This is a genomic window from Rathayibacter sp. PhB151 (assembly GCF_004366415.1).
Classification (GTDB): Bacteria; Actinomycetota; Actinomycetes; order Actinomycetales; family Microbacteriaceae; genus Rathayibacter; species Rathayibacter festucae.
On sequence record NZ_SOEN01000006.1, the window covers coordinates 907,083 to 931,162 of the forward strand.

A 24,080-nucleotide genomic window follows, 5' to 3' on the forward strand; every position below is an offset into this window, starting at 1 on the left:
GCCACTCGATCCGTCACGAACGGTCGCCTCGGAACTCTCGGGGCGACCGTTCTCGACGTCTCGGCGCGGCCGATCCGAGGCGCGGAAATCCCCTGCGGATACCCGTCGCGTTGACGTCAACATCGTGTTACCGTGAACATCTCCGGTGCGTGCCGGACCCTTTCCCTTCAGCAATGGTGCCGAACAAGGAGTTAGTGCGATGAAGCCCTTCCTGCGACCGGTCGTCCTCGTGACGGCTCTCGCGCTCACCGTCCCGCTGCTGACGGCGCAGTCCGCCGCAGCCGCTCCGGCCGATGATCTCGTCCTCCGCTACGCGCTCGACGCGACCAGCGGCACGACCGCCGTCGACAGCTCCGGCAAGGGCCGCGACGGTGTCCTCTCCGGCGGCGCGGTCGCCTCGGGCGCCGCGGGCGTGACGCTCGACGGCGTCGACGACTTCGTGAAGCTGCCCGACAACGTGCTCGCCGGCCTCAGCTCGATCACCGTGAGCACCGAGGTGCTGGTGAAGCCGAGCCAGGGCACGCCGTACTTCATCTGGGGCCTCGGCAACACGACGAACAACGCGGGCAACGGCTACCTGTACACGACGGGCAACAGCTACAAGACCTCCATCGCCACCGGCAACTGGACCACCGAGCAGACCGTGAACTCGGGAGCCGACCTCGCCCGCGGGGTCTGGAAGACGCTCACCTACACGCTCGACGACGCCTCCGACACCGCGCGGCTCTACCTCGACGGCGCCCAGGTCGCGCAGCAGACCGGCGTGACCATCACCCCCGGCGCGATCGGCGGCGGCAGCACCACCGCGAACGCGATCGGCCGCTCGGTCTACACCGGCGACAAGTTCCTCGCCGGCTCGGTGCGCGACTTCCGCATCTACAGCAGCGCGCTCAGCGCCGCCGACGTCGCGACCCTCCAGGCGAGCGACACCACGCGCACCACCCGCGACGCCGCCGCGCTGACCCTCGGCGACCTCTCCGCCGTCACCGCGAACCTCACCCTGCCGACCACCGGGCCCAACGGCTCGGCGATCGCCTGGTCCTCGAGCAACGCCGCCGTCGTCTCCTCGAGCGGAGTCGTCACCCGGCCCGCCACGGGCACCGCCCAGGCCGTGCTCACCGCGACCGTCACCCGCGGCTCCGCGACGCAGACGCGCACCTTCACCGCCACCGTGCCCGCGCAGGACGCGAACGCCGACGCGCAGAAGGCGCTCGACGCGCTGAGCATCGTCAACGCCGGCGACGTCCGCGGCAACGTCACGCTGCCCGCGAAGGCCGGCGCCTACGACGTCACCTGGGCCTCCTCGAACACCGCCGTCGTCAGCACTACCGGCGTCGTGAAGCGCCAGGCCGCGTCCACCGCGGTCACCCTCACCGCGACGATCGCCGGCACCACGGCCACCCGGCAGCTCCCGGTCACCGTGACCGCCGCGCCCGCGAACCTCGACACCGAGTACGACGCCGGCTACCTCTGGACCCACTTCGCGTCGACCGACTACGAGAAGATCTACTTCGGCTCCAGCACCGACGGCCTGCACTGGTCGAAGCTCAACAACGACAAGGCCGTGCTCGCCAACCTCGGCGGCACCCTCGGCGTCCGCGACCCGCACCTCGTGCGCTCCCCCACGGGTGACGAGTACTGGATCCTCGGCACCGACCTGCACGCCGAGGGCACCGCCGGCGGCGGCTCCTGGGACCAGGTGAACGCCAGCCAGAAGCTCGTCGTCTGGCGCTCCACCGACCTCGTGAACTGGGGCCAGCAGAACCTCGTCTTCGCCGGCGCGCCGAACGCGGGCAACGTCTGGGCGCCCGAGGCGATCTGGGACGAGGCGACCGGTCAGTACTACGTCTACTGGTCCGGCCGCGACAAGACGCAGGTGAACACCGACGACTGGGCGCTGCGCGTCTACGTCTCCACCACCCGCGACTTCCAGACCTTCTCCACCCCGAAGGTCTGGCTCGACGAGAACTCGTCGACCAACAACGCCGACGGCCCGAACATCATCGACACCACCATCGCCGTCGAGAACGGCGTCTACTACCGCTTCTCCACCTCCGACTGGCGCACCGTCGTCGACAAGGCCTCGAGCCTCGCCGGCCCGTGGACCCGCGTGATCGCCCGCGGCGAGGAGACCTCCCGCGGCCTCTCCGATCACCTCGAGGGCCTCACCGTCTACCAGCTGCCCGACGGCCGCTGGGTCGTGATGGGCGACTCGTTCGGCTACTCCGCCTACGTCACCGACACCCTCGCGGACATGCGGTTCACGGCGCTGCCGGTGGGCACGACCGGAGCGAACACCTACTCCTTCTCGAAGCCCTTCCGCCACGGCTCGGTGCTGCGGCTCTCCAGCGCCGAGGAGGCCCGCATCACTGCGGCCTACGGCGCCACGAGCACCGGCCCGACCCCGAAGCCGGTGAACGCGAAGGGCGAGATCCTCCGCTACACCTTCGACGGCGGCTCCGGCACGACCGTCACCGACAGCTCGGGCAACGGCCTGAACGGCACGATCGTCTCGGGCGGCGCCTGGCAGACCGGCTCGGTCAAGCTCGACGGCACCGACGACTACATCAAGCTGCCGGACGACCTGCTCGCCGGCGTCACCGACGTCACCGTGCAGACCGAGGTCTGGATCGACCCCGCGCAGAGCGGCGCCTACTTCCTCTACGGCCTCGGCAACACCACCAACGGAGCGGGTGACGGCTACCTCTTCACCTCCGGCAACAACTACCGCACCAGCCTCACCACCGGGAACTACACCACCGAGCAGACCGTCTCCTCCGGCTCGGCCGTCCCCCGCGGGCAGTGGGCGCAGCTGACCTACACGCTCTCCGGCACCACCGCGACGCTCTACCTCGACGGCGTCCGCGTCGGCGGCGGCACCGTCACGGCCGACCCGAAGGACATCGGCGGCGGCACGACCACGGCCAACTACATCGGCCGCTCGAACTACGACGCCGACAACCGCTTCCGCGGCCAGGTCCGCGAGTTCGCCCTCTACAACCGGGCGCTGAGCTCGGCCGAGGTGCTCGCCTCCTCCGGCAACACCACCGTGCTGGCCGACGTGACGCTCACCGGCGACGTGCTGAAGACCGCTCCGATCGTCGACCAGGCGACCCGCACCGTCACCCTCCCGGTGAAGCCCGGCACGGACCGCTCGAAGCTGACCCCCACCTACTCCACCGCCGCGGGCGTCACCGCGAGCCCCGCCTCCGGCACCGTCCGCGACCTGCGCACCCCGCAGACCGTCGTGCTGACCCCGGCCGGCGGCGGAGCGACCACCACCTGGACGCTCAAGGCCGTCGAGATGAAGAGCCCCGTCCTCCCGGGCCTCTACGCCGACCCGAACATCGCGGTCTTCGGCGACACCTACTACCTCTACGCGACCTCGGACGGCTTCCCCGGCTGGGGCGGCAAGACCTTCTACGCCTGGTCCTCGAAGAACCTCGTCGACTGGACCCGCTCCGCGCAGCCGATCCTGACCCTGGACGGCGCGAACGGGAACGTCCCGTGGGCGACCGGCAACGCCTGGGCGCCGACGATCATCGAGAAGGGCGGGAAGTACTACTTCTACTTCTCCGGCCAGAACGCGGCGCTCGACCGCAAGACGATCGGAGTCGCGGTCGCCTCGAACCCGATGGGCCCGTTCACCGCGCAGCAGTCCCCGATGATCACCAACGGCGAGTCCGTGAAGTCCGGCCAGGCCATCGACCCGGCCGCGTTCACCGACCCGGCCACCGGCAAGAGCTACCTCTTCTGGGGCAACGGCGCACCCGTGTACGCCGAGCTCTCGGACGACATGCTCTCGATCAAGGCGGGCACCATCAAGACGATCTCGGGCCTCACGGACTTCCGCGAGGGCGCGTTCATGAACTACCGCAACGGGCTCTACCATCTGACCGACTCGATCGACGACACCGGCTCGGAGAACTACAAGGTCGGCTACGCGACCTCGACGAGCATCGACGGACCGTGGACCTACCGCGGCGTGATCCTGGAGAAGGACCCCTCGCAGGGCATCCTCGCCACCGGCCACAGCTCGATCATCAACGTCCCCGGCACCGACGACTGGTACATCGCCTACCACCGCTTCGCCATCCCCGGCGGAGACGGCCAGCACCGCGAGACCACCATCGACAAGGTGACCTTCGACCCGGCGACCGGCCTGATGCAGAAGGTCGTCCCGACCCTCACCAGCGTCAGCCCGCAGACGGTGCCGACCGCGGCCCCCGCCATCACGGCGACCGCCACCGCCTCGACCCGATGCGTGCAGGGCAAGGTCGTCCTCTCGGTCGTCGCGACGAACCCGAACGCCTTCCCGGTGAAGATGGTCGTCACGTCGACCGCGGGCTCGAAGACGTTCGAGGAGGTGGCCGCGGGCAAGTCGGTCACCCACTCCTTCACGACCCGCACCGCCGCGCTGCCCGCCGGCTCCGCGACCGCCACGGCCACCGCGTTCGTCGCGGGCAAGCCCGCCACCGCCACGGCCACCGCGCCGTACGCGGCGGCGAGCTGCGGCTGACGCGCTCGCGTCCCCCACCGACCTCACTGACCACCCGACACCACTGACCCCACACCACTGAACCGGACGGCGACGACGCCGTCTCGAGAACGGAGAACACCCGCTATGAACACCCGCTCCTTCCTCCTCCGCGGAACCGCCGGCATCGCCGGAGGCCTGCTCCTGCTCGGCGTCGCCGGCACCGCCTTCGCCGACGAGCAGCAGGGCGCCGACGACGTCGACGTCAACGTGCAGATCGCCCCGCTCACCGGCGGCGGCGCCCTCTCGATGACCGTCGCGAGCGACTCCACCGCCCTGACCGAGAACGGCTCGAACAGCGTCGTCCGCCAGTTCACCGGCACCCTGCCCACGGTCACCGTCACGGACACCCGCGACGCCGCCGACATCCCCGCCGGCGCCGGCTGGTACGTGCTCGGCACCGCGAGCGACTTCACCTCGTCGACCGGCGACACCATCGGCGCCGAGAACCTCGGTTGGGCGCCGAACCTGATCGACGGCGGCGACTCCGGCCTGGTCGCCGAGGGCGACGTCGTCGACACCGCCATCGACGGCGGCCCGGACGGCGTCGGCCTCGTCGACCAGGAGCTCCTCGCCATCACCAACGACTCCGCCGGAGTCGCCGAGGAGGGCTCCTGGACCGCCAACGCGGCCCTGACCCTCAAGACCCCCACCACCGTCGACGCCGGGGACTACAGCTCGACGCTCACCCTCTCGCTCTTCGAGTGAGCCTGCCGGTCGAGTAGCCGCCGCCGGCTGCGCGCTTCATGCTGGTCGAGTAGCCGCCGCAGGCGGCGTATCGAGACCCACCCTGCTGGACAGGTGGATCTCGATACGCCCGCTCCGCGGCCTACTCGATCAGCATGCGGCGCCCCCGCCGGCTCCTCGCATGCTGGTCGAGTAGCCGTCGCAGGCGGCGTATCGAGACCCACCCCGTGAGAACCTGGACTCCCCATGACCTCCGTGCTCCGCGCCCTCCTCGCCGTCCTCGTCGGCGCGCTCGCGCTCTCCGCCGCTCCCCCGGCCCTCGCCGCCGCCGCGACCGACCAGATCACCTGGGCCGTCAGCCCCGCGACCGACGGCGCCGTCGACAAGCGCTCCTGGGTCGAGCTCGACCTCGACCCCGGCGCCACCGCCGACCAGCAGGCCGCGGTCCGCAACCTCAGCGACCAGACCGTCACCTTCCGCATCGACGCGGCCGACGGCTACTTCACCGACAAGGGCCGCTTCAACATGCTCCCCTCCGACCAGGAGTCCGTCGACGCCGGCACCTGGATCACCGCCCCCGAGACCGTCACCGTCGAGCCCGGCGGCACCGGCATCGTCCCCTTCACCGTCACCGTCCCCGACGACGCCGAGCCCGGCGATCACGCCGCCGGCCTCGCCGCCTCCCTCGTCTCCGTCGGCACCGACGTCGGCGGCTCCTCCGTCGGCGTCGAGAGCCGCATCGGCTTCCGCGTGATGACCCGCGTCACCGGCGACGTCGCCCCCGCCGTCTCCGTCGAGAACCTCACCGGCGACTACCGCCTCTCCTGGAACCCCTTCCAGCCCGGCGCGCTCACCGTCACCGCCGACATCGTCAACACCGGCAACGTCCGCCTCCTCCTCGACGGCAGCGCGACCGCCCAGGGCGCCTCCGCCCCGCTCGTCGCCGCCGACGCCGCCCAGCAGGAGCTGCTCCCCGGCGACCGCCGCGCCGTCACCCTCCAGCTCGACGACGTCTGGCCCCTCTTCGCCGTCGGCACCGACCTCACCGTCGCGCCGACCGTCGTCACCCCCGAGGGCCTCGACCCCGTCGACATCGCCCCGCTCACCGAGTCGACCACCACCGCCGCCGTCCCGCTGCCCCAGCTCGCCGTCCTCCTCGGCCTCGCGCTGATCCTCGCCGCGCTCCTCGCCGGCCGCACCCGCTCCCGCCGCCGCGTCGCCGCCCTCGTCGAGCAGGCCAAGGAGGAGGGCCGCCGCGAGGCCGCCCACCAGCCCTCCTGACGCCGGCCCCGTCCGCCCCCCTCCGCGAGATGCCACTTGTGCACGCTTTCCACGGCGTGTCGCGTGCACAAGTGGCATCTCGCGGAGTTGTTCTCCCTCGCACTCGACAGTCGTGGGACCATCTTCGTATGGATCAGAGGAATGTCGTGCCGACCGCGGTCAGGGCGCCGGAGGAGGACGAGTCGCGGGTCGAGACCGCGTATCTGCTCCACTCCCCCGAGAACGCCCGCCGACTCCTCTCGGCGGTCGCGAGCGCACACTCCGGGGACACCTTGGAGCGTGACCTGCTCGAACCGTGACCCGCCTGCTCACCAGGACGACCGGCGACATCGACGAGGTCTCCCTCGACGGCGCGCATCTCGCGGGCATCGATCGCGAGATGCCACTTGTGCACGCTTTTCGCGGCGTGTCGCGTGCACAAGTGGCATCTCGCGGAGGGGGGCTACTGGTAGGTGATCAGGTCGGGGAGGGGGGCGACCTGGGCCATCGTCTGGGCGGGGGTCAGCATCGGGAGGTCCTCGTCGTAGAAGTTCTTCCAGCCCCAGGCGATGCCCTCGGGGGCGCCCTCGTGCAGGGCGTTCCAGGTGGCCTGCTTGTCGGGCTGGCCGCCCTGGCCGTCGACGTGGATCAGGAACTCGAGCTCGGGGCGGTCGCGGCGGATGCTGTCGCGGTCCTGCAGCATCGACAGCCGGAACTGGTGCAGCACGAACATCTTCGGCGGCAGGCCCTCGCGCTGCACGAGGTCCGCGAGCCAGCTCGAGACGCTGTCGACCTCGGCGGCCTGGACGCGGCCGATCTGCGCGAGCGGCACCTCGTCGGGGGCGAGCCGCCACTCCGGATCGAGGGCGAGGCCGACGTTCGGCAGGCGCAGCAGCTCCTCGTAGGCCTGCGCCTGAGTGAGGAAGTCGGAGCGGCCCGGCTGCAGGTCCAGCACGACGTACATGCCCGCCGCGGCGGCCGCGTCGATGTAGGGGCGGATGCCCGCGGGGTCGAGCTCGTTGGAGTAGTCGCCGTCGCCGCCGGCGCTGCCCGCCGCGACCGTGGTGATGATCTCGAGGCTCGGCACCACCTGAAGATCGGTGAGCGAGCGGTACGGCTCGGCCACCGCCTCCGCCCGCGCGATCGTGGCATCGAGGCCCTGCTCGCCCAGCACGCCGAGGACGGGAGCGCCGGGCGTGCCGTAGATCGCGACGTAGAGGTGCCCGCCGAAGAGGCGCTGCCCGCCGCCGGGCAGCTGCCAGCCGCTCGCGGCGGCGCGTACCGACCACTCCGGCAGCGACTGCGCGGCGAGCACCGGTCCGAGCAGCAGAGTGCAGGAGGCGCCCGCGTCGGCGATCGCGGTGACGGCCGGCCCCGAGGCGAGGAGGTCGGTGACGCCGTCGTCGACGAGGCTCACCGGCACGCCGACCGCGCGCGCGTTCGCGACGGCCGCGACGTCGGCGGCCTGGGCGAGGGCGGTCACCCCGGCGAGTGGTTCGGCCCGCGCCGGCAGCGCGCCGAAGGGCGGCTCCGCGGGGGCACCGGGTGCGAGGGCGACGAGGGAGGCGGCGTCGAGCGCGCCGACCGCGACTCCGGTCGCCTCCTCGATCGCGGCGGCCTCGGCGGCGGCGGTCACGGTGTCGACACCTGCGTGCTCCGCGACGGCGCCCACGGCGAGGATTCGGCTGGTGCCGAGGCGTGCGAGCTCGGCGTCGACCGGGGAACCGGACGGCGCGGGCGAATCCGTCGCGGTCGCCGTCGACGCGGCACTCTCCACCAGCAGCGGCACGCCCCAGGCGATGCTCACCTGCGCCGCGAGCAGCACCGAGGAGGGCACGTCCTCCGCCACGACGACGAGCGGCGCCGCAGTGAACAGCAGAGCGCTCGCACTCACGGCGTCGACGGCGAGCGCCACCGGACCGGCGGGTGCGGCGGCCTGCGTGCGCGGCGCCTCCTGCGGCTCGGAGTCCGAGGGGGACGCGGAGTCGAAGGTGCAGGCACTCAGCAGCGGCAGGACGGCGAGGCCGCCGAGCACGACGCCGCGGCGGGTGAGGCCGCGGCGGGTCAGCCGATCGACGGCGGGGACGTCGGGGATCTCGGGGGGCATGCGCGGACCTCTCCTCTCGGAGCCGGCGGGCTCACTGGTGCGCGGTGGGTCTCGCTCCAGTGTCGCAGGCGCTGCCCCCCTCCCGTGGGACCGGGGGCCGGGGCCGACCGGTCAGACCGTGCGCGGCGCCTTCGCGAGATTGGCCTCGAGCTCCTCGCGGTTCTGCCGCACCACGTAGGCGGGGCGGTCGCGCTCGACGCGCCAGGACTCGCTCAGCGGCGTGATCGCGACGGTGTCGAAGCCGAGGCGGTCGTAGAGGTCGGTGACGAAGTGCACAGCCTCCGGGTAGTCGCTCGACGTGGCGAGGGCGCGGCGGTCCTCGGTGCCGGCCGGGGTGCCGTCGGTCGTGATGTCCGCGGCCATGATGTGGTTGAACGCCTTGACGACCTTCGACTCCGGGAGGTGCTTCTGCAGCATCTCGCTGACCGTCGTCTCGCCCTTGTCGAGCGCCTCGATGCGGCCGTCGCGCTCGAAGTAGTAGTTGTTCGTGTCGAGCACGATCTTGCCGGCGAGCGGCTCGACCGGCACCTGCTCGAGGTTCTTCAGCGGCACGGTCACGACCGCGATCTCCGCGGCCTCGGCCGCCTCCTGCGCCGTGGCGGCGCGCGCCTTCGGGCCGAGCTCCGCGATGAGGTCGGCGAGGGTCTCGGGACCGCGCGAGTTGGCGATCACGACCTCGTCGCCCTGGGCGAGGACCGCGCGCGCGACCTGGCTGCCGATGTTGCCTGCTCCGATGATTCCGTAAGTGGTCATGGGGAAGGGAACGCCCGCGGAGGGGAGGAATTCCATCGTGGGGCGCACTCCCACGCCGCGTCCAGGCACCGTGGACGCGCGTCGCCGCGATAGGTTCGAGCGTCCGCTGACGAACGACCCCGGAGACCGCGATGCCGCAGTTCGACCTTCCGCTCGAGCTCCTCGAGCAGTACCAGCCCGACCTGCCGGAGCCCGAGGGCTTCGCGGACTTCTGGCGCGAGACCATCGCCGAGGCCCGCGGCCTCGCGACCGAGCCCGTCTTCGAGCCCGTCGACGCCGGCTTCCCGCTCCTGGAGACCTTCGACGTCACCTTCTCCGGCTTCGGCGGCCACCCGATCCGCGGCTGGCTGATCCTCCCCCGCGGCGTCGAGGGCCCGCTCCCCGCGCTGGTCACCTACATCGGCTACGGCGGCGGCCGCGGCCTGGTCGACGAGTGGACCGCGATGAGCGCCGCCGGCTACGCGCACCTGGTGATGGACACCCGCGGCCAGGGCTCCGGCCACCGCGGCGGCGACACCCCCGACCCGGTCGGCAGCGGCCCGCACGTCAGCGGCTTCATGACCCAGGGCATCGAATCGCCCACGGACCACTTCTACCGCCGCGTCTTCACCGACGCGGTCCGCGCGCTCGACGTGCTGCGGGCGCACCCCGCCGTCGACCCGGCTCGCGTCGCGATCTCGGGCGGCAGCCAGGGCGGCGGCATCTGCCTCGCCGTCGCCGGCGTCCTGGGCCTGCTCGGGGAGTCGGAGTCGGCGCGCGCCGCGATCATCGACGTCCCGTTCCTCAGCCACATCGGCCACGCCGTCCGGATCGTGGAGACCATGCCCTACGGCGAGGTCGTGCGCTACCTGCGCACTCACCGCGGCTCGGAGTCGTTCGTCTTCGACACCCTGTCCTACTTCGACGGCACCTCGTTCGCCCCGCACGCGGAGGTCCCGGCGATGTTCTCCGTCGCCCTGCTCGACGAGATCTGCCCGCCCTCCACCGTCTACGCCTCCTACAACCGCTACGCCGGCCCGCGCGAGATCCGCGTCTACCCGTTCAACGGCCACGAGGGCGGCGAGGTGTTCCAGATCCGCGAGCACGTGCGCTTCCTGGCCCGCGAGCTGGCGTAGAGGGCGAGCAGTTCGACCGGCTCATCCCGTCTGCGCGTCGAGCATCGCCGTGCCGATGCGGTCCTCCAGGTCGGCCAGCTCGTCGAGGACGTCGACGGCCACCCAGGCCTGGTCCCGCTTGCGGTCGGTCAGCGGAGTCAGCACACCGACGGCGACGAGCTGCCCGATCGCCGCACCGACGCTCGAGGGCGCCCGTCCGGTCAGCTCGATCGCGCGGGCGGTCGTGACGATCGGGTGGTCGAGCAGCCCGTCGAGGAGGAGCGCCGCCGCACTCCCCGCGCGCGGCCGGACGGCGGCCCACCACGCCGCCGGGAGCGCCTCGAGGACGGCGGCCGTCCGGGCCGATTCGGGAGCCGCGACCGCGCAGGCCCGCGCGAGCTCGTCGACGAAGGGCGCGAGCGCGCCGTCCCGGTAGTCGTTCACCAGCTCGAAGTAGCGCTCGCGATCCGCGACCAGCGCCGACGCCACGGGGACGACAGTGGTCCGCGTCAGCCCGCGCCGGCGGAGGATCGCGGTGATCAGCGCGCGGCCGATGCGCCCGTTGCCGTCGGTGAAGGGGTGGATCGACTCGAACTGCGCGTGCGCGATCGCGGCCTGCACGATCGGGTCGAGGTCGCTCCGATTCGAGAACCGGATCAGGTCGGCCATCAGGGCCGGGACCGCCCCGGGCGGCGGCGGAACGTGCACCGCACCGCGCGGGGAGTGGTCGCTGCCGCCGATCCAGTTCTGCATGGGCCGGTAGGCCCCGGCGTAGCGGGCGTCCACCGGGTCGTCGGCCATCAGGACCCGGTGCGCCGTGAGGATCGCGGCCTCATCGATCAGGCCGGTCCGGCCGGCGGCGTCGACCATGCCCGTCATCGCCTCCGCAGCGGCGACCATCGACGTCGCACTGGAGTTCGCTCGGATGCCGACGGTGGCGCGGGCGAAGTCCTCGAGACTCGCCTCTTCGTCTTCGATCTTGGAGGAGGAGACCGCCTCGGTCCGGAGCAGGAGCCGACCGAGCACGCCGAGCCGGTTCCCGTACTCGGCGTCCAGGGCGATGACCGCGTGCCGCGCGTCGTCGAGCGCCGGCCGGGAGGCGGGCGGCGGCTCCCAAGAGGACTTCGCGATCAGCGGCGGCAGGGCGACCACGACCTCGCTGAGCATCCGGTCCGCGCGCGTGCCGGCCCGGACGGTCTGTCGCCAGGGCCGCGTCTCGTGCTCGTGCGCCGGCCACTCGGACGTCATCGGGCTCCCCTCGACAACCCGAATCAGCGGGTGCGCTAATTCGGGTTAACCCTACAACCCGAATCAAAGGCCGCGCTGTTTCGGGTTGCGCGGGCAGTCCGACGGCCATCGCTTTGTGACGTCGTGCGACGACAGCGGTGCCGATTCCCGGCCGCACTGGGCACGATCGAGGGATGACTCGCCAGATCCGCTTCAACGCCTTCGACATGAACTGCGTCGCCCACCAGTCCTCGGGCATGTGGCGCCACCCTCAGGACCAGTCCTGGCGCTACAAGGACCTCTCCTACTGGACCGATCTGGCGAAGCTGCTCGAGCGGGGCACCTTCGACGGCATCTTCATCGCCGACGTCCTCGGCACGTACGACGTCTACGGCGGCTCGAACGAGGCCGCGATCCGGCACGGCGCGCAGGTCCCGGTGAACGACCCGATCCTGCTCGTCTCGGCGATGGCCGCGGCGACCGAGCACCTCGGCTTCGGCATCACGGCCGGCACCGCCTACGAGCACCCGTACCCGTTCGCGCGCCGCATGTCGACGCTCGACCACCTGACCAAGGGCCGCGTCGGCTGGAACGTCGTCACCGGCTACCTCCCCAGCGCCGCGCGCAACATGGGCCACGAGGACCAGCTCGAGCACGACGACCGCTACGACGTCGCCGACGAGTACCTCGAGGTCCTCTACAAGCTGTGGGAGGGATCCTGGGAGGACGACGCCGTGATCCGCGACCGCGAGTCCGGCGTGTTCACCGACCCGGCGAAGGTGCACGAGATCGGCCACCGCGGCAAGAACTTCACGGTCCCCGGCATCCACCTCTCGGAGCCGTCGCTGCAGCGCACCCCCGTCATCTACCAGGCGGGCGCCTCGCCGCGCGGGATCCGCTTCGCGGCGGGCAACGCGGAGGCGATCTTCGTCGCGTCCTCGACCAAGGCCGGCCTCAAGGCCACCGTCTCGCGGATCCGCGACGCGCTCGAGGCGGCCGGCCGCGACCGCCACTCCGCGAAGATCTACACGCTGCTGACGATCATCACCGACGAGACCAGCGAGAAGGCGCACGCGAAGCACCGCGACTACCTCTCCTACGCGAGCGAGGAGGGCGCGCTGGTCTTCATGTCGGGCTGGATGGGAATCGACCTCTCGCAGTACGACCTCGACGAGCCGATCGGCAACGTGAAGAGCAACGCGATCCAGTCGACCGTCGCCAACTTCCAGGAGGCGAACGAGGACGGCAGCGAGTGGAAGGTCCGCGACATCGCCAAGCTCGGCGCGATCGGCGGCCTCGGCCCGTTCATCGTCGGCTCGCCCTCCGAGGTGGCCGACCACCTGCAGGAGTGGGTCGAGGACACCGACGTCGACGGCTTCAACCTGGCCTACGCGATCACGCCGGGCACCTTCGAGGACGTCGTCGAGTTCATCGTGCCGGAGCTGCGCCGCCGCGGCGCCTACCCCGACGAGTACGTCGAGGGCACCCTCCGCCAGAAGCTGCACGGCCGCGGCGACCGCCTGCCGGAGGAGCACCTCGGCGCGGGCTTCCGCTACCGCGCGGACGCCTGACGCGGGGTCTCGATACGCCCCTGCGGGGCTACTCGACCAGCATGAGGCGCAGCGGGCGTATCGAGACCTCCCACCGCACGCGCAGAAGCACCCCGCCGCAGTGCGCGACGGGGTGCTTCTGTGCGTGGGCGAGGAGCGTCAGCCCTCGAAGGTGGCGTCGAGGGTGATCTCGACTCCGGTGAGCGCCTTGCTGACGGGGCAGGTGTTCTTCGCGTCCTCGGCGGCCTTGAGGAACGCGGCCTCGTCGATGCCGGAGACCTCGCCGCTGACGACGAGGGCGATCTTGGTCAGCTTGAAGCCGCCGGCCGAGTCCGGGCCGAGCGAGACGTCGGCGCGGACGTCGAGCGCCTCGACGGTGCCGCCGGCCTGGCCGAGGACGGCCGAGAACTGCATGGCGTAGCAGGCGGAGTGCGCGGCACCGAGGAGCTCCTCGGGGCTGGTCGAGCCGTTGGCGTCGTCGGCCGCGCGCTTGGGGAACGAGACGTCGTAGGTGCCGAGCTTCGAGCTCGAGAGCTCGACCTGGCCCTCGCCGGTCTCGAGCGAGCCGTTCCAGGCGGTGCGTGCAGAACGAGTGGGCATGGTTCCTCCTTCGGGACGGGGAGCACCTGCCGTACCGGCGCTCTCCCTGGGGTTCAGAGCCTAGGGGAACGATCGTTCTCCTGCAATGCGCTGGCGCGGAACGTCGCCTCGGACAGCACCGGATCAGTGCAGCAGCTTCAGCCCGATCACGCAGCCGACGATCCCGAGGACCAGCAGCGTGCGGACGAGCGAGAAGCCCTCACCGCCGAAGAACATGCCGTAGAGCACGGTCAGCGAGGCGCCGATCCCGACCCAGACGGCGTAGGCCGTGCCGGTGGGCAGGTCGCGCATCGCGTAGGCGAGCCCGGACAGACTGGCGACGACGCCGACTCCGAAGATCACGGACGGCCAGAGGCGGGTGAACCCCTCCGACTTGCCGAGGGCGGTGGCCCACACGGCCTCGAGGACACCGGAGACGATCAGGACGATCCAGGACACGACGACTCACTCCTTCGAGTCAGTCTTGTCGTGCTGCCGGGTACTGCTCCCTCGTCCGGTTCGCCGTCATCGGCTCCCGTCAGCCTGTCACCGCGCCCTGGGCAGGCCCTGGGCAGCGCGGCCGGCGCGGGGAAGTGACGCTAGGCGAGGACCCGGTGGCCGCCGCCGCGCTGCCGTGCCATCTCGGCGCCGAGGCGCTCCGCCTCCTCGCGGGAGTCGTGCCGGGTGAGCGGGACCGCGGCGCCCGCGATGCGGTTGTGCCAGCCGGCGTCGTCGGCGTAGGTCTCGATCGCGGCGATGCGGTCGCCGGTGGTCCTGGTGGTCTGCGCGGTCAAGGGCGCCTCCGTCTCTCCCCGTCTCTCGGAGAGGCCGGGCCCACCAGACAACCCCGCGCGGCGCCGTCGGCCACAGGGGGTTGACGGCCCCGAGCGTCGCGGAGGAGGGCTCAGCCCGCGACGGTCGCGGCCGGATCGAGGTGGTCGGCCAGCGCGTCGATCGCCTGGTCCCAGCCGTCGTAGAACGAGTCGTCGCCCTGCTCGCCGTCGACGCCGGCCAGCTCGAAGGTGAGCCGGGTCAGCTCGCCGGCCGAGCGGATCGACACGGTCACGACGGGCGCATCCGCGTCGCCGGGCTCGCCCCAGGTGAAGACGAGCTTCTCGGGGGCCGTGATCTCGCGGTAGACACCGCCGGTCGGGTAGGTCTCCTCGCTCGCGGTCGAAACCATCGTGTAGGCGTAGCGGCCGCCGACCTTCAGGTCGACCTCGACCGACTCGCGCGGAGTGGTCAGCCCGCGCGGGTGCCACCACTGGGCGATCTCGTCGGGGTCGGTCCACGCGCTCCAGATCTCCTGGGGCGTCGCGTCGAACAGCCGGGTGAGGGTGAAGCCCTGAGCGTCGTCGGTCATGGTCGTGCTCCTTGCTGAGCGTCGGAAGGGATGCGCGCGAGCGTACTCCGGAGGCCTCCGAGGCTCCTCCACTCGGTCTCCCGCGCGCAACCCGGACCGTGCTGATGGAGTAAGCGCGCAGCGGCGTATCGAGACCTGCCGTGCTGAGACGGGTGGATCTCGATACGCCCGCTGCGCAAGCTACTCGATCAGCATTCAGGGTCCGCTGCGCGGGTCACTCGACCAGCATGTGGGGCCTCGGGTGCACCCGCTCAGCTGCCGAGGCGTCTCATCAGGCGACGGTGGAAGATGCGCCACCCGAGCGTGCACACGACGCTCCGGCGTCGGCCAGGGCTAGCATGGTGGCACACCCCCGGATACCTCGGTTACCGGTTAGAAGGCCCCGCTTCGGCGGGGCCTTCGGAATTTCCCCTCAGGGGGCGCTGCGCCCAGGCGATGGGACGGCGGAAGACCCTTCCCCTGCTGTCGACGAGCTCCGACGGGAACTGCGACTCCGCCAGCACCGCGTCCGTGACGTGACCGACGAAGGCCGGGGCGGTCTTGACCAGCTCCTTCGAGCTCCGGGCCGAGGGCATCGGGAAGATGATGCCGAAATCGTGTCCTGACTCCCGCAGGATCTGCAGCGGCGGCACCTGATCGGAGTCGTTCGAGAGCAGGACGTAGATGTCGGCCAGGGAGAGGTGGGAGTCCGCGACCATCCGCGCAGCGAGGTGAACGTCCGAGCCCTTCTCCTCCACTTTGCGGACCTTGACCTGCACGTACCGCCCGGTCGCCGGATCGATCACGAGCGGGACGGCGTCCATCCATCGGTTGTCGTTCCGGAACGTCCCATAGTGGATCGACACCAGCGGGTCCGTCCCGAGCGCCCGGAGATAGGTCTGCTGCCGCACGGGGGCCCGCACGTCCGTCGACATCCCCGGGCGCACGTTCGCCGTGAAGTACCTGACGAACGTCACCTCGTGGTCGGGCATGATCGCCTGCGCCGCCGCCCGCAGATCGAGCCACTTGAGATGCGGCTTCTCGTCCAGTGCTCGTCGGTACAGGTTGAAGCCGTCGACGTAGATGCGCGCCGTCGGCTTCCCCGTCATGGGGACGGAGCTTAGGACTCGCTCTCGCAGATCGTGCGCAAAGTGGCATCGATGTGCGCCACAGGCCCTTCAGCCCGACCTCCTTCCCGGGTCAGCTGCCGAGGCGGCCCGTCAGGCGGCGGTGGAAGCCGGTGCTGCGCTCGTCGAGGCCCTCGATGGTGACGGTGGCGCCGTGGTCGCGGTACTTCGTCTCGATGGAGTCGAGGGCGGCGACGGTGGAGGCGTCCCAGATCTGGGCGCGGCCGAGGTCGATGACGACGGCGGACGGGTCGTCGGAGTAGGCGAAGCGGTCGACGAGGTCGTTGCTGCTGCCGAAGAAGAGCGGGCCGGTCACGGTGTAGCGGACCGACTCGCCGTCGTCGGCGAGGGCGCGCTCGACCGCGATGACGTGGGCGACACGGCGGGCGAAGAGGATCATCGCCAGGATCACGCCGACCAGGACACCCAGCGCGAGGTTGTCGGTCGCGACGACGACCACGACGGTGACGACCATCACGAGCGTCTCGGGCACGGGCATCCGGCGCAGGGTCGAGGGGCGGAGGCTGTGCCAGTCGACGGTGCTGATCGCGACGATCATCATCACCGCGGCGAGCGCCACCATCGGAATGCGGCCCATCGCGGAGCTGAGCCCGGTGACCAGGGCGAGCAGGAAGACGCCGGCGACGATCGTCGAGATCCGGGTGCGCGCCCCGCCGGTCTTCACGTTGAGCACGGTCTGGCCGATCATCGCGCAGCCGGCGATGCCGCCGTAGAAGCCGGCGAGCAGGTTCGAGACGCCGAGCGCCCAGGACTCGCGGCCCTTGTGCGAGGGGGTGCCGGTCATCTCGTCGACGAGCTTGGCGGTGAGCAGCGTCTCCATCAGGCCGACGAAGGCGACGCTGAGCGCCGTCGGCAGGATCAGCTGCAGCGTCGCGAGGTCCAGCGGCACCAGGAACGGCGTGATGCCGGGCAGCTGCCCGGTCAGCGGTCCCTCGTCGGCGACGTCCGGGACGGCCAGGTTCGCCAGGATGACGACGGCCGTCACGACGACGATCGCGACGAGCGGAGCCGGCACCGCGGTGGTGAAGCGGGGCAGCACGAAGATGATCAGCAGGGTCGCGGCGAAGAGCGCGTAGGCGATCCAGGGCACACCTATGACATGGGGCACCTGCGCCAGGAAGATCAGGATCCCGAGCGCGTTGACGAAGCCGATCATCACGGAGCGCGGGATGAACCGCATCAGCCGCGCGAGGCCGGCGAAGCCGAAGACGATCTGGATGACCGCGGCGAGGATCACGGTCGGCAGCACGTACTCGACGCCGTGCTCCGAGACGAGCGGCGCGATGACCAGCGCGACGGAGCCGGCGGCCGCGGTGATGACGCCGGGGCGCCCGCCGAGGATCGACATGGTCAGCGCGAGGACGATCGAGGCGACGAGGCTCACCATCGGGTCCACTCCCGCGACGACCGAGAAGGAGATGACCTCGGGCACCAGCGCGAGGGTCGTCACCATGCCGGCGAGCACCTCGCGAGAGAGCTGGCGCGGCGAGCGGAGGGCGTCGAGGACGGTGATCGCGCGGTTCGCGGCGGCGGGGCGGGGCCCGGGCAGGCTGGTGGGGCTGGTGGGGACGGACACGACGGACCAACCTACCGTAACGTGAGGGTTGACGGAACGGAGTCGAGATGGCGGACGAGCGCAGCACCGAGCACGCGACCGAGCTGACGGCCGAGGAGGTCGAGGCGACCATGCGCATCGGCGAGCTCGCCGACCGGTCGTCGCTGTCGCTGCGGACGATCCGGCACTACGACGAGGTCGGGCTGCTCCGGCCGAGCGGGCGCACCGAGGGCGGGTTCCGCCTCTACACCGAGCGCGACTTCGACCGCCTGCTCCTCATCCGCCGGATGAAGCCGCTCGGCTACACGCTCGACGCGATGACCGAGCTGCTGCGCGTCGTCCACAGCCTCGAGCAGGCGCAGACCCCGGAGGAGACCGCCGCGATCCGCGCACAGCTGGCCGCCTTCGAGGAGGAGGCGTCGCTCCGCCGCGCGAAGCTGCAGGACCAGCTGGCGATGGCCGACGAGTTCCTCGCCCTGCTCCGCGCGCGCTGAGGCGGCGACCAGGGCGAGGCGACTCGCTCACAGGATGAAGAGCATCTCCTGGTAGGTCGGCAGCGGCCAGAGGTCGTCGGCGATGAGCCCCTCGATGGTGTCGGCCGCCTCGCGGACCGCCGCCATCGCCGGGATCAGCGCGGCGCGGGCGTGCTCCGCCTCGGCGAGGGCCGTGTGGCCCGGCTCGACCGCGAGCGCGTCCTTCAGGGCGGCGAGCGCCGTGCGCAGGTCGGCGATCGGCGCGCTGACCTCGTGCAGCGGCGCGAGATCCGGCTCCACTCCGGCGGCCTTCAGCGCGCCGACGTTCAGCGCGACCTCGGTCTGGTGCCGCACGGCGGCCGGCAGGATCGAGGTCGTGCCCATCTCGAGCGTCAACCGCGCCTCGACACCGACCGACAGTGCGTACTGCTCGAGGCCGATCTCGTAGCGGCTGTGCATCTCGCGGTGGTTGAAGACCCGGTACTTCTCGAAGAGCTCGAGGGCGGAGTCGGTGATGAGCTCGGGCAGGGCGTCGAGCGTCGTGCGCAGGTTGGCGAGCCCGCGCTTCTCGGCCTCGATCGGCCAGGCGTCCGCGTAGCCGTCGCCGTTGAAGACGACCGCGCCGTGCTCGGTGATGATCGCGGTCAGGAGGTCCTGCACCGCGGTGTCGAAGTCGGTGCCGGCGGCGACCGCGGTCTCGAGCTCGGTCGCGGCGAAGTCGAGCGACTCCGCCATGATCGTGGCGATCGTCACCATCGGGCCGGCGACCGACTGCATCGAGCCCGGCGCGCGGAACTCGAAGCGGTTGCCGGTGAAGGCGAACGGGCTGGTGCGGTTGCGGTCGCCCGGGTCGGTCGGGAGGATCGGCAGGGTGTCGACGCCGATCTGCATCGCGCCGCGCCCCTTCGACGAGGTCGCCGGGCCCTTCGCGAGCTGCTCGAAGACGTCGGCGAGCTGGTCGCCGAGGAAGATCGAGATGATCGCGGGCGGGGCCTCGTTGGCACCGAGGCGGTGGTCGTTCGAGGCGGAGGCGACGGAGGCGCGCAGCAGGCCGCCGTAGCGGTGCACCGCGCGGATGACCGCGGCGCAGAACACCAGGAACTGCGCGTTCTCGTGCGGGGTGTCGCCGGGGACGAGGAGCGAGCCGAGCTCGCTGTTGCCGAGCGAGAAGTTGACGTGCTTGCCCGAGCCGTTGACCCCGAGGAAGGGCTTCTCGTGGAAGAGGCACTCCATCCCGTGCTTCTTCGCGACCGACTTGAACGTGGTCATCAGGAGCTGCTGGTGGTCGGCGGCGATGTTGCCGCGCTCGAACATCGGGGCGATCTCGAACTGGCCCGGCGCGACCTCGTTGTGCCGGGTCTTCGCGGGGATGCCGAGCTTGAACAGCTCGCGCTCGGTGTCCATCATGAAGCCGAGCACGCGCTCCGGGATGGCGCCGAAGTAGTGGTCGTCGAACTCCTGGCCCTTGGGCGGCTTGGTGCCGAAGAGGGTGCGGCCGGCGTTCAGCAGGTCGGGGCGGGCGAGGAAGAAGTGCCGGTCGATCAGGAAGTACTCCTGCTCCGGTCCGCAGAACGAGACGACGGGCTTGGGCGCGACGTGGCCGAAGAGCTTCAGGATGCGGACGGCGTGCTCGCCCATCGCCTGCTGCGAGCGCAGCAGCGGCGTCTTGTGGTCGAGGGCCTCGCCGGTCATCGAGACGAAGACGGTCGGGATGCAGAGGGTGTTGCCGTTCGGGTTCTCGAGCACATAGGCCGGGCTGGTGACGTCCCAGCCGGTGTAGCCGCGGGCCTCGAAGGTGTTGCGGAGCCCGCCGTTGGGGAAGCTCGACGCGTCGGGCTCGCCCTGGACCAGGGTCTTGCCGGCGAACTCGGCCAGAGCGGAGCCGTCGCCGACCGGCTCGAAGAAGCTGTCGTGCTTCTCGGCGGTGAGCCCGGTGAGCGGGTAGAAGACGTGCGCGTAGTGGGTCGCGCCCTTCTCGAGCGCCCAGTCCTTCATCGCCGAGGCGACGGCGTCGGCGACCAGCGGGTCGAGCACGGCGCCGTGCTCGATGGTCGCCATGACCGACTTGAAGACCGACTTCGGCAGGCGCTGCCGCATCACGATCGTGCTGAAGACGTTCGAGCCGAAGATCTCGCCCGGCGCCTCGGTCTGGTCGAAGACGACCGCGGGCGGTACGTAGGCTTCGACGTCCTTGATCGCGTCGCGGCGGACCGTGTTCCCACTCATGTGTGCCCCGTTCAGCGGCGTCGTGCTCCGCGCCGACCGCGGAGACCGTGGCCAGGCTAGGGAGCGCAGATGCCGGGGCTGTTTCGGGGCGGTGACGTTCTGCTCCGGCCTGTCGCTCCCGCGCGTCTGCTTGCATGGGGGGATGAGCCTGCAGCGGACCGACGTGCTGGTCGTCGGCGGCGGACCGGTCGGCGTGCTGCTGGGCGCGCTGCTCGCCCGGCGCGGGGTCGACGTGCAGGTCTGGGAGCGGCGGACCGCGGTGCCCGCCGGCTCGCGGGCGATCGGCATCCATCCGCCCTCGCTCGACGCGATGGCCGGGGTCGGTGCGACCGAGCGGATCCTCGCCGAGGGCGTCCGGGTCGCCGAGGGCGTCGCGGTGAGCCGGCGCCGGGTGCTCGGAGCGCTGTCGTTCGCGCGGGCCTCGCGCACGCATCCGTACGTGGTCACGCTCGATCAGCACCGCACCGAGTCGATCCTGCGCGAGCGGCTTCGCGAGGTGGCGCCGGATGCGCTGCGCTCGGGTGTCACGCTGACCGGGCTCGCTCGCGGGCGCGACCACGTCGACGCGACCGGGACGGACGAGCACGGCGCTCCGGTGACGGTGCGCGCCGCCTTCGTCGTCGGCGCGGACGGGGCGCGCAGCGCGGTGCGCGAGCTGCTCGGGATCCGCAGCACGGGCCGCGACTACCCCGACTCCTACGTGATGGGCGACTTCGCCGATCCAGAGCCGGCCGCGCGGGCGTCGTCGGCGCTCGTCGACGTCGGGCCGGACGGCGTGATCGAGTCGTTCCCGCTGCCGGGCGGTCGGCGGCGCTACGTGGCGCTCGCGGGTGACGATCTGGTGGCGCCCGCCTGGCGGCCGGATGCGGCGCCCGATCCGGCGTCCGCCCTGGCGCTCAGCACCGTGGTGCGGGCGCGGACCGGCGCGGAGCCCGACCCGGCGACCTGCACGATGCTCAGCGGCTTCCAGGTGCGGCGGCGCGCGGCCGAGCGGATCGGCGTGGGCCGGGTGGTGCTGATCGGGGACGCGGCGCACGAGATCAGCCCGATCGGCGGGCAGGGGATGAATCTGGGCTGGCTGGACGCGGCCGAGCTCGCGCCGCTGCTCGCGGACGCCGTGCGCAGCGGTGCGGCGGGGCCGTTCCCCGCGTTCGCCCGGCGGCGGATGCGGGTGGCCCGGCGCGCGGCGCGGCAGGCCGAGCTGAACATGGCGGCGGGGCGGCCGACCGGCGGCGCGGGGCTGCTCGGCCGCGAGGGACTGCTGCGGACGCTGCTGGCGCTGCCGACCTCGGACCTGCTCGCGCGGGTGTACTCGATGCGGTGGTCGTAAGGCTGCTGGTGGGGCTGCTGTTCGGGCTGCCGGGGCTGGTCAGGCGACGAGTCGAGCGCCCGCCAGGCCGAGTTCGACGACGAGGACGAGCGACGAGGCGATCACCAGGCGGAACAGCGTGCGGGTCGGCGGGCCGGTGAGCACGAGGCGGATGCCGGCGGCCGCGAGGACGAGGACCGCGACGGTCGCGACGACGGCGAGGACGACTCCGGCGCCGCCGACCGGGTCGTCGCCGACGACCTGGCCGAGCAGCACGAGGACCGCGCCGAGCATCAGCGAGCCGAACGCGACGACGCCGGAGAGCCGCAGCCCGAGGCGGTGCGGGAAGCCGCGGACGCCGGTCGCCTCGTCGTCGACGAGGTCGGGGAGCACGTTGGTGCAGTGGATGGCGACGCCGAAGACCGCGCCCGTGGCGACCGCCCACCAGGCCGGCAGCTGGCCGCCGCCCGCCGCGACGGAGACGACGGGGAGCAGCCCGAAGGCGACGAGGAACGGGACGACGGAGAACGCGGTGCGCTTGAGCCCGGCGTCGTAGGCCCAGCCCGCGGCGACGAGGACGAGGTGCGCGACGGCGGCGACCGGCCCGAGCAGGAGCGAGAGCACGACGGCGACCGCGGCGGTGCCGAGTGCGGCGGCGCGGACCTCGCCGACGCTGATCCGGCCGAGCGCGACGGGCTTGTCGGTGCGGCCGACGGCGCGGTCGCGGTCGGCGTCGATCCAGTCGTTCGCCAGCCCGATCGAGAGCTGCCCGGCGAGCACGGCGAGCGCCACGAGGACGACGATCCCCGGTGCGTGCCCGGACGCCGCGGCGAGCACGGTCGCCAGCACGGTGACGGTGACGGTCGGCCCGGGATGCGACGAGGCCAGCAGGAGGCGCACCCGGGACGTCATCCGGCCAGCCTACGGCGGGCGTGCGCGCGGCAGCGCGGGGCGCCAGGGCGGGCAGAGGAAAACCCCGGGTCAGTAGCCTGATACCGGGGTTCCCGTGTCGTGGCCAGAGGGACATGCCGCCTGAGCGGCATCGGTCATCAAAGGCTCTCGATGGGTCGATTGTACGCCGGGAGGGCGGAGCATGCCGAGCAGTGCTGAATCATGAATCGTCGACTGGCTCACCGTCGAGCGCTTGGCTAAATACGTTCGAGCCGCAGGGGGCGACCACGCTCGCGCTCTCGCCTTCTACGAGTGGAACGCACGCCTGTCGGCGGAGTTGCTCCACGACCTCGGTCACCTCGAGGTCGGTCTGCGGAACGCGTACGACCGGGCACTGCTCGCCCACCCTGGAATTCGCGGCGGCGACTGGATCGAACAGGCGTCGTTCGAGCAACTGCTGCCCGTTCATCGTTCTCTCGACTCTCACGGTGTGCCTCAGGACAAGAACGCGACCCCGCGCGCCGCGATCAAGACCGCCCGCAGGTACGCGAGGTACACGGCCGGCGGGCGGACGCCCCGCGGCAAGGTCATCGCGGAACTGATGTTCGGCTTCTGGACCTACCTCTCGGACGGGCTCCACGAGAAGACGCTGTGGGTGCCGGCACTGAATCGGGCGTACCGGCCCGGCACCGATCGCGTGAAGATCCATGCCGCCCTCACCGACCTACGAGATGTCAGGAACCGTCTCGCTCACAACGAGTCCGTGTTCGACCGCCGTCCCGAGAACATCCGCCGCTCGCTCGTCTTCGTCGCCCGCTCGCTCTCGCCCGACCTCCGAGACCAGATCCTCAGCACGAGCCGAGCGTCGGACGCGATCTCCGCGCGTCCGTGACTGGGGCCTCCGCTCTGCCGAACCACAAGGCGCACAGGGGAACCCCAGAAAGGTGCCAGGCGGCGCATCGGATCGGAGCCGTAGGCTCGGAGCGTTCTGAAACCGCTCCTACACCCCGGGGCGGCGACCCCCACGACGCCAAGGACGACGCCGATGAACCGCATGCCGAGCAACCGCACCACCGTGATCACCGCGCTGGCCTGCGGCCTGCTGCTCTCGACCGGAGTGGCCGCCCAGGGCGCCGCCGCCGACACGGCCGCCGCGTCGCTCGAGGACCACCTGGGGCCGGACAGCGCCGCCGGCGACACCCTGCTGGTGAACGGGCGCGCGTACCCGCTGCAGTAGCGGCCGGCTCTCGGCCGAGCCGTGCGCCCGGCTGAGTAGTTCTCTCCAGGCCGCCCCGAACGGGTGGTACCCGCTCCCTGTGAATCTCATCACACTGAGGAGCCT

The 24,080-nt window shown here is 71.6% G+C and carries 22 protein-coding genes and 1 riboswitch; of the genes, 10 read left to right on the forward strand and 12 right to left on the reverse strand.

The window, feature by feature from the left end; all coding sequences use genetic code 11:
* Positions 1-199 precede the first annotated feature (199 nt).
* The 4 genes from EDF35_RS04880 to EDF35_RS20665 all read left to right on the forward strand — a co-directional run bounded on the left by EDF35_RS04880 (position 200) and on the right by EDF35_RS20665 (position 6,804).
* On the forward strand, positions 200-4,519 hold the full coding sequence (locus EDF35_RS04880) for a family 43 glycosylhydrolase (RefSeq protein ID WP_133960919.1): 4,320 nt from the start codon (positions 200-202) through the stop codon (positions 4,517-4,519).
* A 105-nt stretch (positions 4,520-4,624) separates the two neighbouring features.
* Positions 4,625-5,245 carry a hypothetical protein gene (locus EDF35_RS04885; protein WP_133960920.1) on the forward strand — a complete coding sequence of 207 codons (621 nt, stop codon included), beginning with the start codon at positions 4,625-4,627 and terminating at the stop codon, positions 5,243-5,245.
* Between the two features lie 225 nt (positions 5,246-5,470).
* Positions 5,471-6,505, forward strand: coding sequence for a DUF916 domain-containing protein (locus tag EDF35_RS04890; RefSeq protein ID WP_133960921.1), 1,035 nt, complete (start codon positions 5,471-5,473; stop codon positions 6,503-6,505).
* A 128-nt stretch (positions 6,506-6,633) separates the two neighbouring features.
* On the forward strand, positions 6,634-6,804 hold the full coding sequence (locus tag EDF35_RS20665) for a hypothetical protein (protein WP_166674006.1): 171 nt from the start codon (positions 6,634-6,636) through the stop codon (positions 6,802-6,804).
* Between the two features lie 143 nt (positions 6,805-6,947).
* On the opposite strand, the gene EDF35_RS20670 is transcribed toward EDF35_RS20665, so the two are convergent.
* Both EDF35_RS20670 and EDF35_RS04900 read right to left on the reverse strand, forming a co-directional pair.
* The gene (locus EDF35_RS20670; protein WP_166674007.1) at positions 6,948-8,591 is read right to left on the reverse strand and encodes a hypothetical protein; all 1,644 of its coding nucleotides are present in this window, start codon (positions 8,589-8,591) and stop codon (positions 6,948-6,950) included.
* Between the two features lie 111 nt (positions 8,592-8,702).
* Positions 8,703-9,344: an NAD(P)-binding domain-containing protein gene (locus EDF35_RS04900; protein ID WP_133960922.1), complete on the reverse strand. Its 642-nt coding sequence runs from the start codon at positions 9,342-9,344 to the stop codon at positions 8,703-8,705.
* Positions 9,345-9,475: 131 nt separating this feature from the next.
* On the opposite strand from EDF35_RS04900, the gene EDF35_RS04905 reads away from it, so the two are divergent.
* Positions 9,476-10,459, forward strand: a complete 984-nt coding sequence (locus EDF35_RS04905; RefSeq protein WP_133960923.1) for an acetylxylan esterase — start codon at positions 9,476-9,478, stop codon at positions 10,457-10,459.
* Between the two features lie 21 nt (positions 10,460-10,480).
* Here the strand turns inward: EDF35_RS04905 and EDF35_RS04910 are convergent, their stop codons facing one another.
* Entirely contained in the window at positions 10,481-11,686 is a 1,206-nt protein-coding gene (locus EDF35_RS04910) for a Fic family protein (RefSeq protein WP_133960924.1), read from the reverse strand.
* 173 nt (positions 11,687-11,859) lie between these two features.
* On the opposite strand from EDF35_RS04910, the gene EDF35_RS04915 reads away from it, so the two are divergent.
* Positions 11,860-13,236: an LLM class flavin-dependent oxidoreductase gene (locus EDF35_RS04915; protein ID WP_123705756.1), complete on the forward strand. Its 1,377-nt coding sequence runs from the start codon at positions 11,860-11,862 to the stop codon at positions 13,234-13,236.
* Positions 13,237-13,374: 138 nt separating this feature from the next.
* Here the strand turns inward: EDF35_RS04915 and EDF35_RS04920 are convergent, their stop codons facing one another.
* The 6 genes from EDF35_RS04920 to EDF35_RS04945 all read right to left on the reverse strand — a co-directional run bounded on the left by EDF35_RS04920 (position 13,375) and on the right by EDF35_RS04945 (position 17,833).
* Positions 13,375-13,815, reverse strand: coding sequence for an OsmC family peroxiredoxin (locus tag EDF35_RS04920; protein WP_123444486.1), 441 nt, complete (start codon positions 13,813-13,815; stop codon positions 13,375-13,377).
* A gap of 123 nt (positions 13,816-13,938) precedes the next feature.
* Positions 13,939-14,253: a multidrug efflux SMR transporter gene (locus tag EDF35_RS04925; RefSeq protein WP_123444485.1), complete on the reverse strand. Its 315-nt coding sequence runs from the start codon at positions 14,251-14,253 to the stop codon at positions 13,939-13,941.
* 13 nt (positions 14,254-14,266) lie between these two features.
* Positions 14,267-14,332, reverse strand: a riboswitch (guanidine-III (ykkC-III) riboswitch).
* Positions 14,333-14,393: 61 nt separating this feature from the next.
* Positions 14,394-14,588: a DUF2188 domain-containing protein gene (locus EDF35_RS04930; protein ID WP_123731740.1), complete on the reverse strand. Its 195-nt coding sequence runs from the start codon at positions 14,586-14,588 to the stop codon at positions 14,394-14,396.
* 110 nt (positions 14,589-14,698) lie between these two features.
* The gene (locus tag EDF35_RS04935; RefSeq protein WP_133960925.1) at positions 14,699-15,157 is read right to left on the reverse strand and encodes an SRPBCC domain-containing protein; all 459 of its coding nucleotides are present in this window, start codon (positions 15,155-15,157) and stop codon (positions 14,699-14,701) included.
* A gap of 365 nt (positions 15,158-15,522) precedes the next feature.
* The gene (locus EDF35_RS04940) at positions 15,523-16,245 is read right to left on the reverse strand and encodes an NYN domain-containing protein (protein ID WP_123731738.1); all 723 of its coding nucleotides are present in this window, start codon (positions 16,243-16,245) and stop codon (positions 15,523-15,525) included.
* A gap of 91 nt (positions 16,246-16,336) precedes the next feature.
* Positions 16,337-17,833: a SulP family inorganic anion transporter gene (locus EDF35_RS04945; protein ID WP_166674039.1), complete on the reverse strand. Its 1,497-nt coding sequence runs from the start codon at positions 17,831-17,833 to the stop codon at positions 16,337-16,339.
* 74 nt (positions 17,834-17,907) lie between these two features.
* On the opposite strand from EDF35_RS04945, the gene EDF35_RS04950 reads away from it, so the two are divergent.
* Positions 17,908-18,333 carry a MerR family transcriptional regulator gene (locus tag EDF35_RS04950; RefSeq protein ID WP_133960926.1) on the forward strand — a complete coding sequence of 142 codons (426 nt, stop codon included), beginning with the start codon at positions 17,908-17,910 and terminating at the stop codon, positions 18,331-18,333.
* A 27-nt stretch (positions 18,334-18,360) separates the two neighbouring features.
* Here EDF35_RS04950 and EDF35_RS04955 read toward each other — a convergent pair whose 3' ends face one another.
* A complete protein-coding gene (locus EDF35_RS04955) occupies positions 18,361-20,538 on the reverse strand; it encodes a glutamine synthetase III (protein ID WP_133960927.1) in 2,178 nt (725 codons plus the stop codon).
* Positions 20,539-20,680: 142 nt separating this feature from the next.
* Between EDF35_RS04955 and EDF35_RS04960 the strand changes: the two genes are divergently transcribed.
* Complete coding sequence (locus tag EDF35_RS04960) at positions 20,681-21,868, forward strand: NAD(P)/FAD-dependent oxidoreductase (RefSeq protein ID WP_243839846.1); 1,188 nt, start codon at positions 20,681-20,683, stop codon at positions 21,866-21,868.
* Positions 21,869-21,907: 39 nt separating this feature from the next.
* On the opposite strand, the gene EDF35_RS04965 is transcribed toward EDF35_RS04960, so the two are convergent.
* Positions 21,908-22,759 (reverse strand): UbiA family prenyltransferase, encoded by an 852-nt coding sequence (locus EDF35_RS04965; RefSeq protein ID WP_133960928.1) that lies wholly within the window; start codon positions 22,757-22,759, stop codon positions 21,908-21,910.
* A gap of 199 nt (positions 22,760-22,958) precedes the next feature.
* Positions 22,959-23,207, reverse strand: a complete 249-nt coding sequence (locus tag EDF35_RS21140) for a hypothetical protein (protein WP_243839847.1) — start codon at positions 23,205-23,207, stop codon at positions 22,959-22,961.
* Positions 23,208-23,228: 21 nt separating this feature from the next.
* On the opposite strand from EDF35_RS21140, the gene EDF35_RS21145 reads away from it, so the two are divergent.
* On the forward strand, positions 23,229-23,630 hold the full coding sequence (locus tag EDF35_RS21145) for a hypothetical protein (protein WP_221181068.1): 402 nt from the start codon (positions 23,229-23,231) through the stop codon (positions 23,628-23,630).
* A gap of 153 nt (positions 23,631-23,783) precedes the next feature.
* Positions 23,784-23,975: a hypothetical protein gene (locus EDF35_RS04975; RefSeq protein WP_123444478.1), complete on the forward strand. Its 192-nt coding sequence runs from the start codon at positions 23,784-23,786 to the stop codon at positions 23,973-23,975.
* The last annotated feature ends 105 nt before the right edge of the window (positions 23,976-24,080 follow it).

What these genes read in the sequence shown, in the direction of transcription:
- EDF35_RS04880 (WP_133960919.1), top strand. Translation starts at nt 200, where the DNA reads ATGAAGCCCTTCCTGCGACCGGTCGTCCTCGTGACGGCTCTCGCGCTC.
- EDF35_RS04885 (WP_133960920.1), top strand. Translation starts at nt 4,625, where the DNA reads ATGAACACCCGCTCCTTCCTCCTCCGCGGAACCGCCGGCATCGCCGGA.
- EDF35_RS04890 (WP_133960921.1), top strand. Translation starts at nt 5,471, where the DNA reads ATGACCTCCGTGCTCCGCGCCCTCCTCGCCGTCCTCGTCGGCGCGCTC.
- EDF35_RS20665 (WP_166674006.1), top strand. Translation starts at nt 6,634, where the DNA reads ATGGATCAGAGGAATGTCGTGCCGACCGCGGTCAGGGCGCCGGAGGAG.
- EDF35_RS20670 (WP_166674007.1), bottom strand. Translation starts at nt 8,591, where the DNA reads ATGCCCCCCGAGATCCCCGACGTCCCCGCCGTCGATCGGCTGACCCGC.
- EDF35_RS04900 (WP_133960922.1), bottom strand. Translation starts at nt 9,344, where the DNA reads ATGACCACTTACGGAATCATCGGAGCAGGCAACATCGGCAGCCAGGTC.
- EDF35_RS04905 (WP_133960923.1), top strand. Translation starts at nt 9,476, where the DNA reads ATGCCGCAGTTCGACCTTCCGCTCGAGCTCCTCGAGCAGTACCAGCCC.
- EDF35_RS04910 (WP_133960924.1), bottom strand. Translation starts at nt 11,686, where the DNA reads ATGACGTCCGAGTGGCCGGCGCACGAGCACGAGACGCGGCCCTGGCGA.
- EDF35_RS04915 (WP_123705756.1), top strand. Translation starts at nt 11,860, where the DNA reads ATGACTCGCCAGATCCGCTTCAACGCCTTCGACATGAACTGCGTCGCC.
- EDF35_RS04920 (WP_123444486.1), bottom strand. Translation starts at nt 13,815, where the DNA reads ATGCCCACTCGTTCTGCACGCACCGCCTGGAACGGCTCGCTCGAGACC.
- EDF35_RS04935 (WP_133960925.1), bottom strand. Translation starts at nt 15,157, where the DNA reads ATGACCGACGACGCTCAGGGCTTCACCCTCACCCGGCTGTTCGACGCG.
- EDF35_RS04940 (WP_123731738.1), bottom strand. Translation starts at nt 16,245, where the DNA reads ATGACGGGGAAGCCGACGGCGCGCATCTACGTCGACGGCTTCAACCTG.
- EDF35_RS04950 (WP_133960926.1), top strand. Translation starts at nt 17,908, where the DNA reads ATGGCGGACGAGCGCAGCACCGAGCACGCGACCGAGCTGACGGCCGAG.
- EDF35_RS04955 (WP_133960927.1), bottom strand. Translation starts at nt 20,538, where the DNA reads ATGAGTGGGAACACGGTCCGCCGCGACGCGATCAAGGACGTCGAAGCC.
- EDF35_RS04960 (WP_243839846.1), top strand. Translation starts at nt 20,681, where the DNA reads ATGAGCCTGCAGCGGACCGACGTGCTGGTCGTCGGCGGCGGACCGGTC.
- EDF35_RS04965 (WP_133960928.1), bottom strand. Translation starts at nt 22,759, where the DNA reads ATGACGTCCCGGGTGCGCCTCCTGCTGGCCTCGTCGCATCCCGGGCCG.
- EDF35_RS21140 (WP_243839847.1), bottom strand. Translation starts at nt 23,207, where the DNA reads ATGAACGGGCAGCAGTTGCTCGAACGACGCCTGTTCGATCCAGTCGCC.
- EDF35_RS04975 (WP_123444478.1), top strand. Translation starts at nt 23,784, where the DNA reads ATGAACCGCATGCCGAGCAACCGCACCACCGTGATCACCGCGCTGGCC.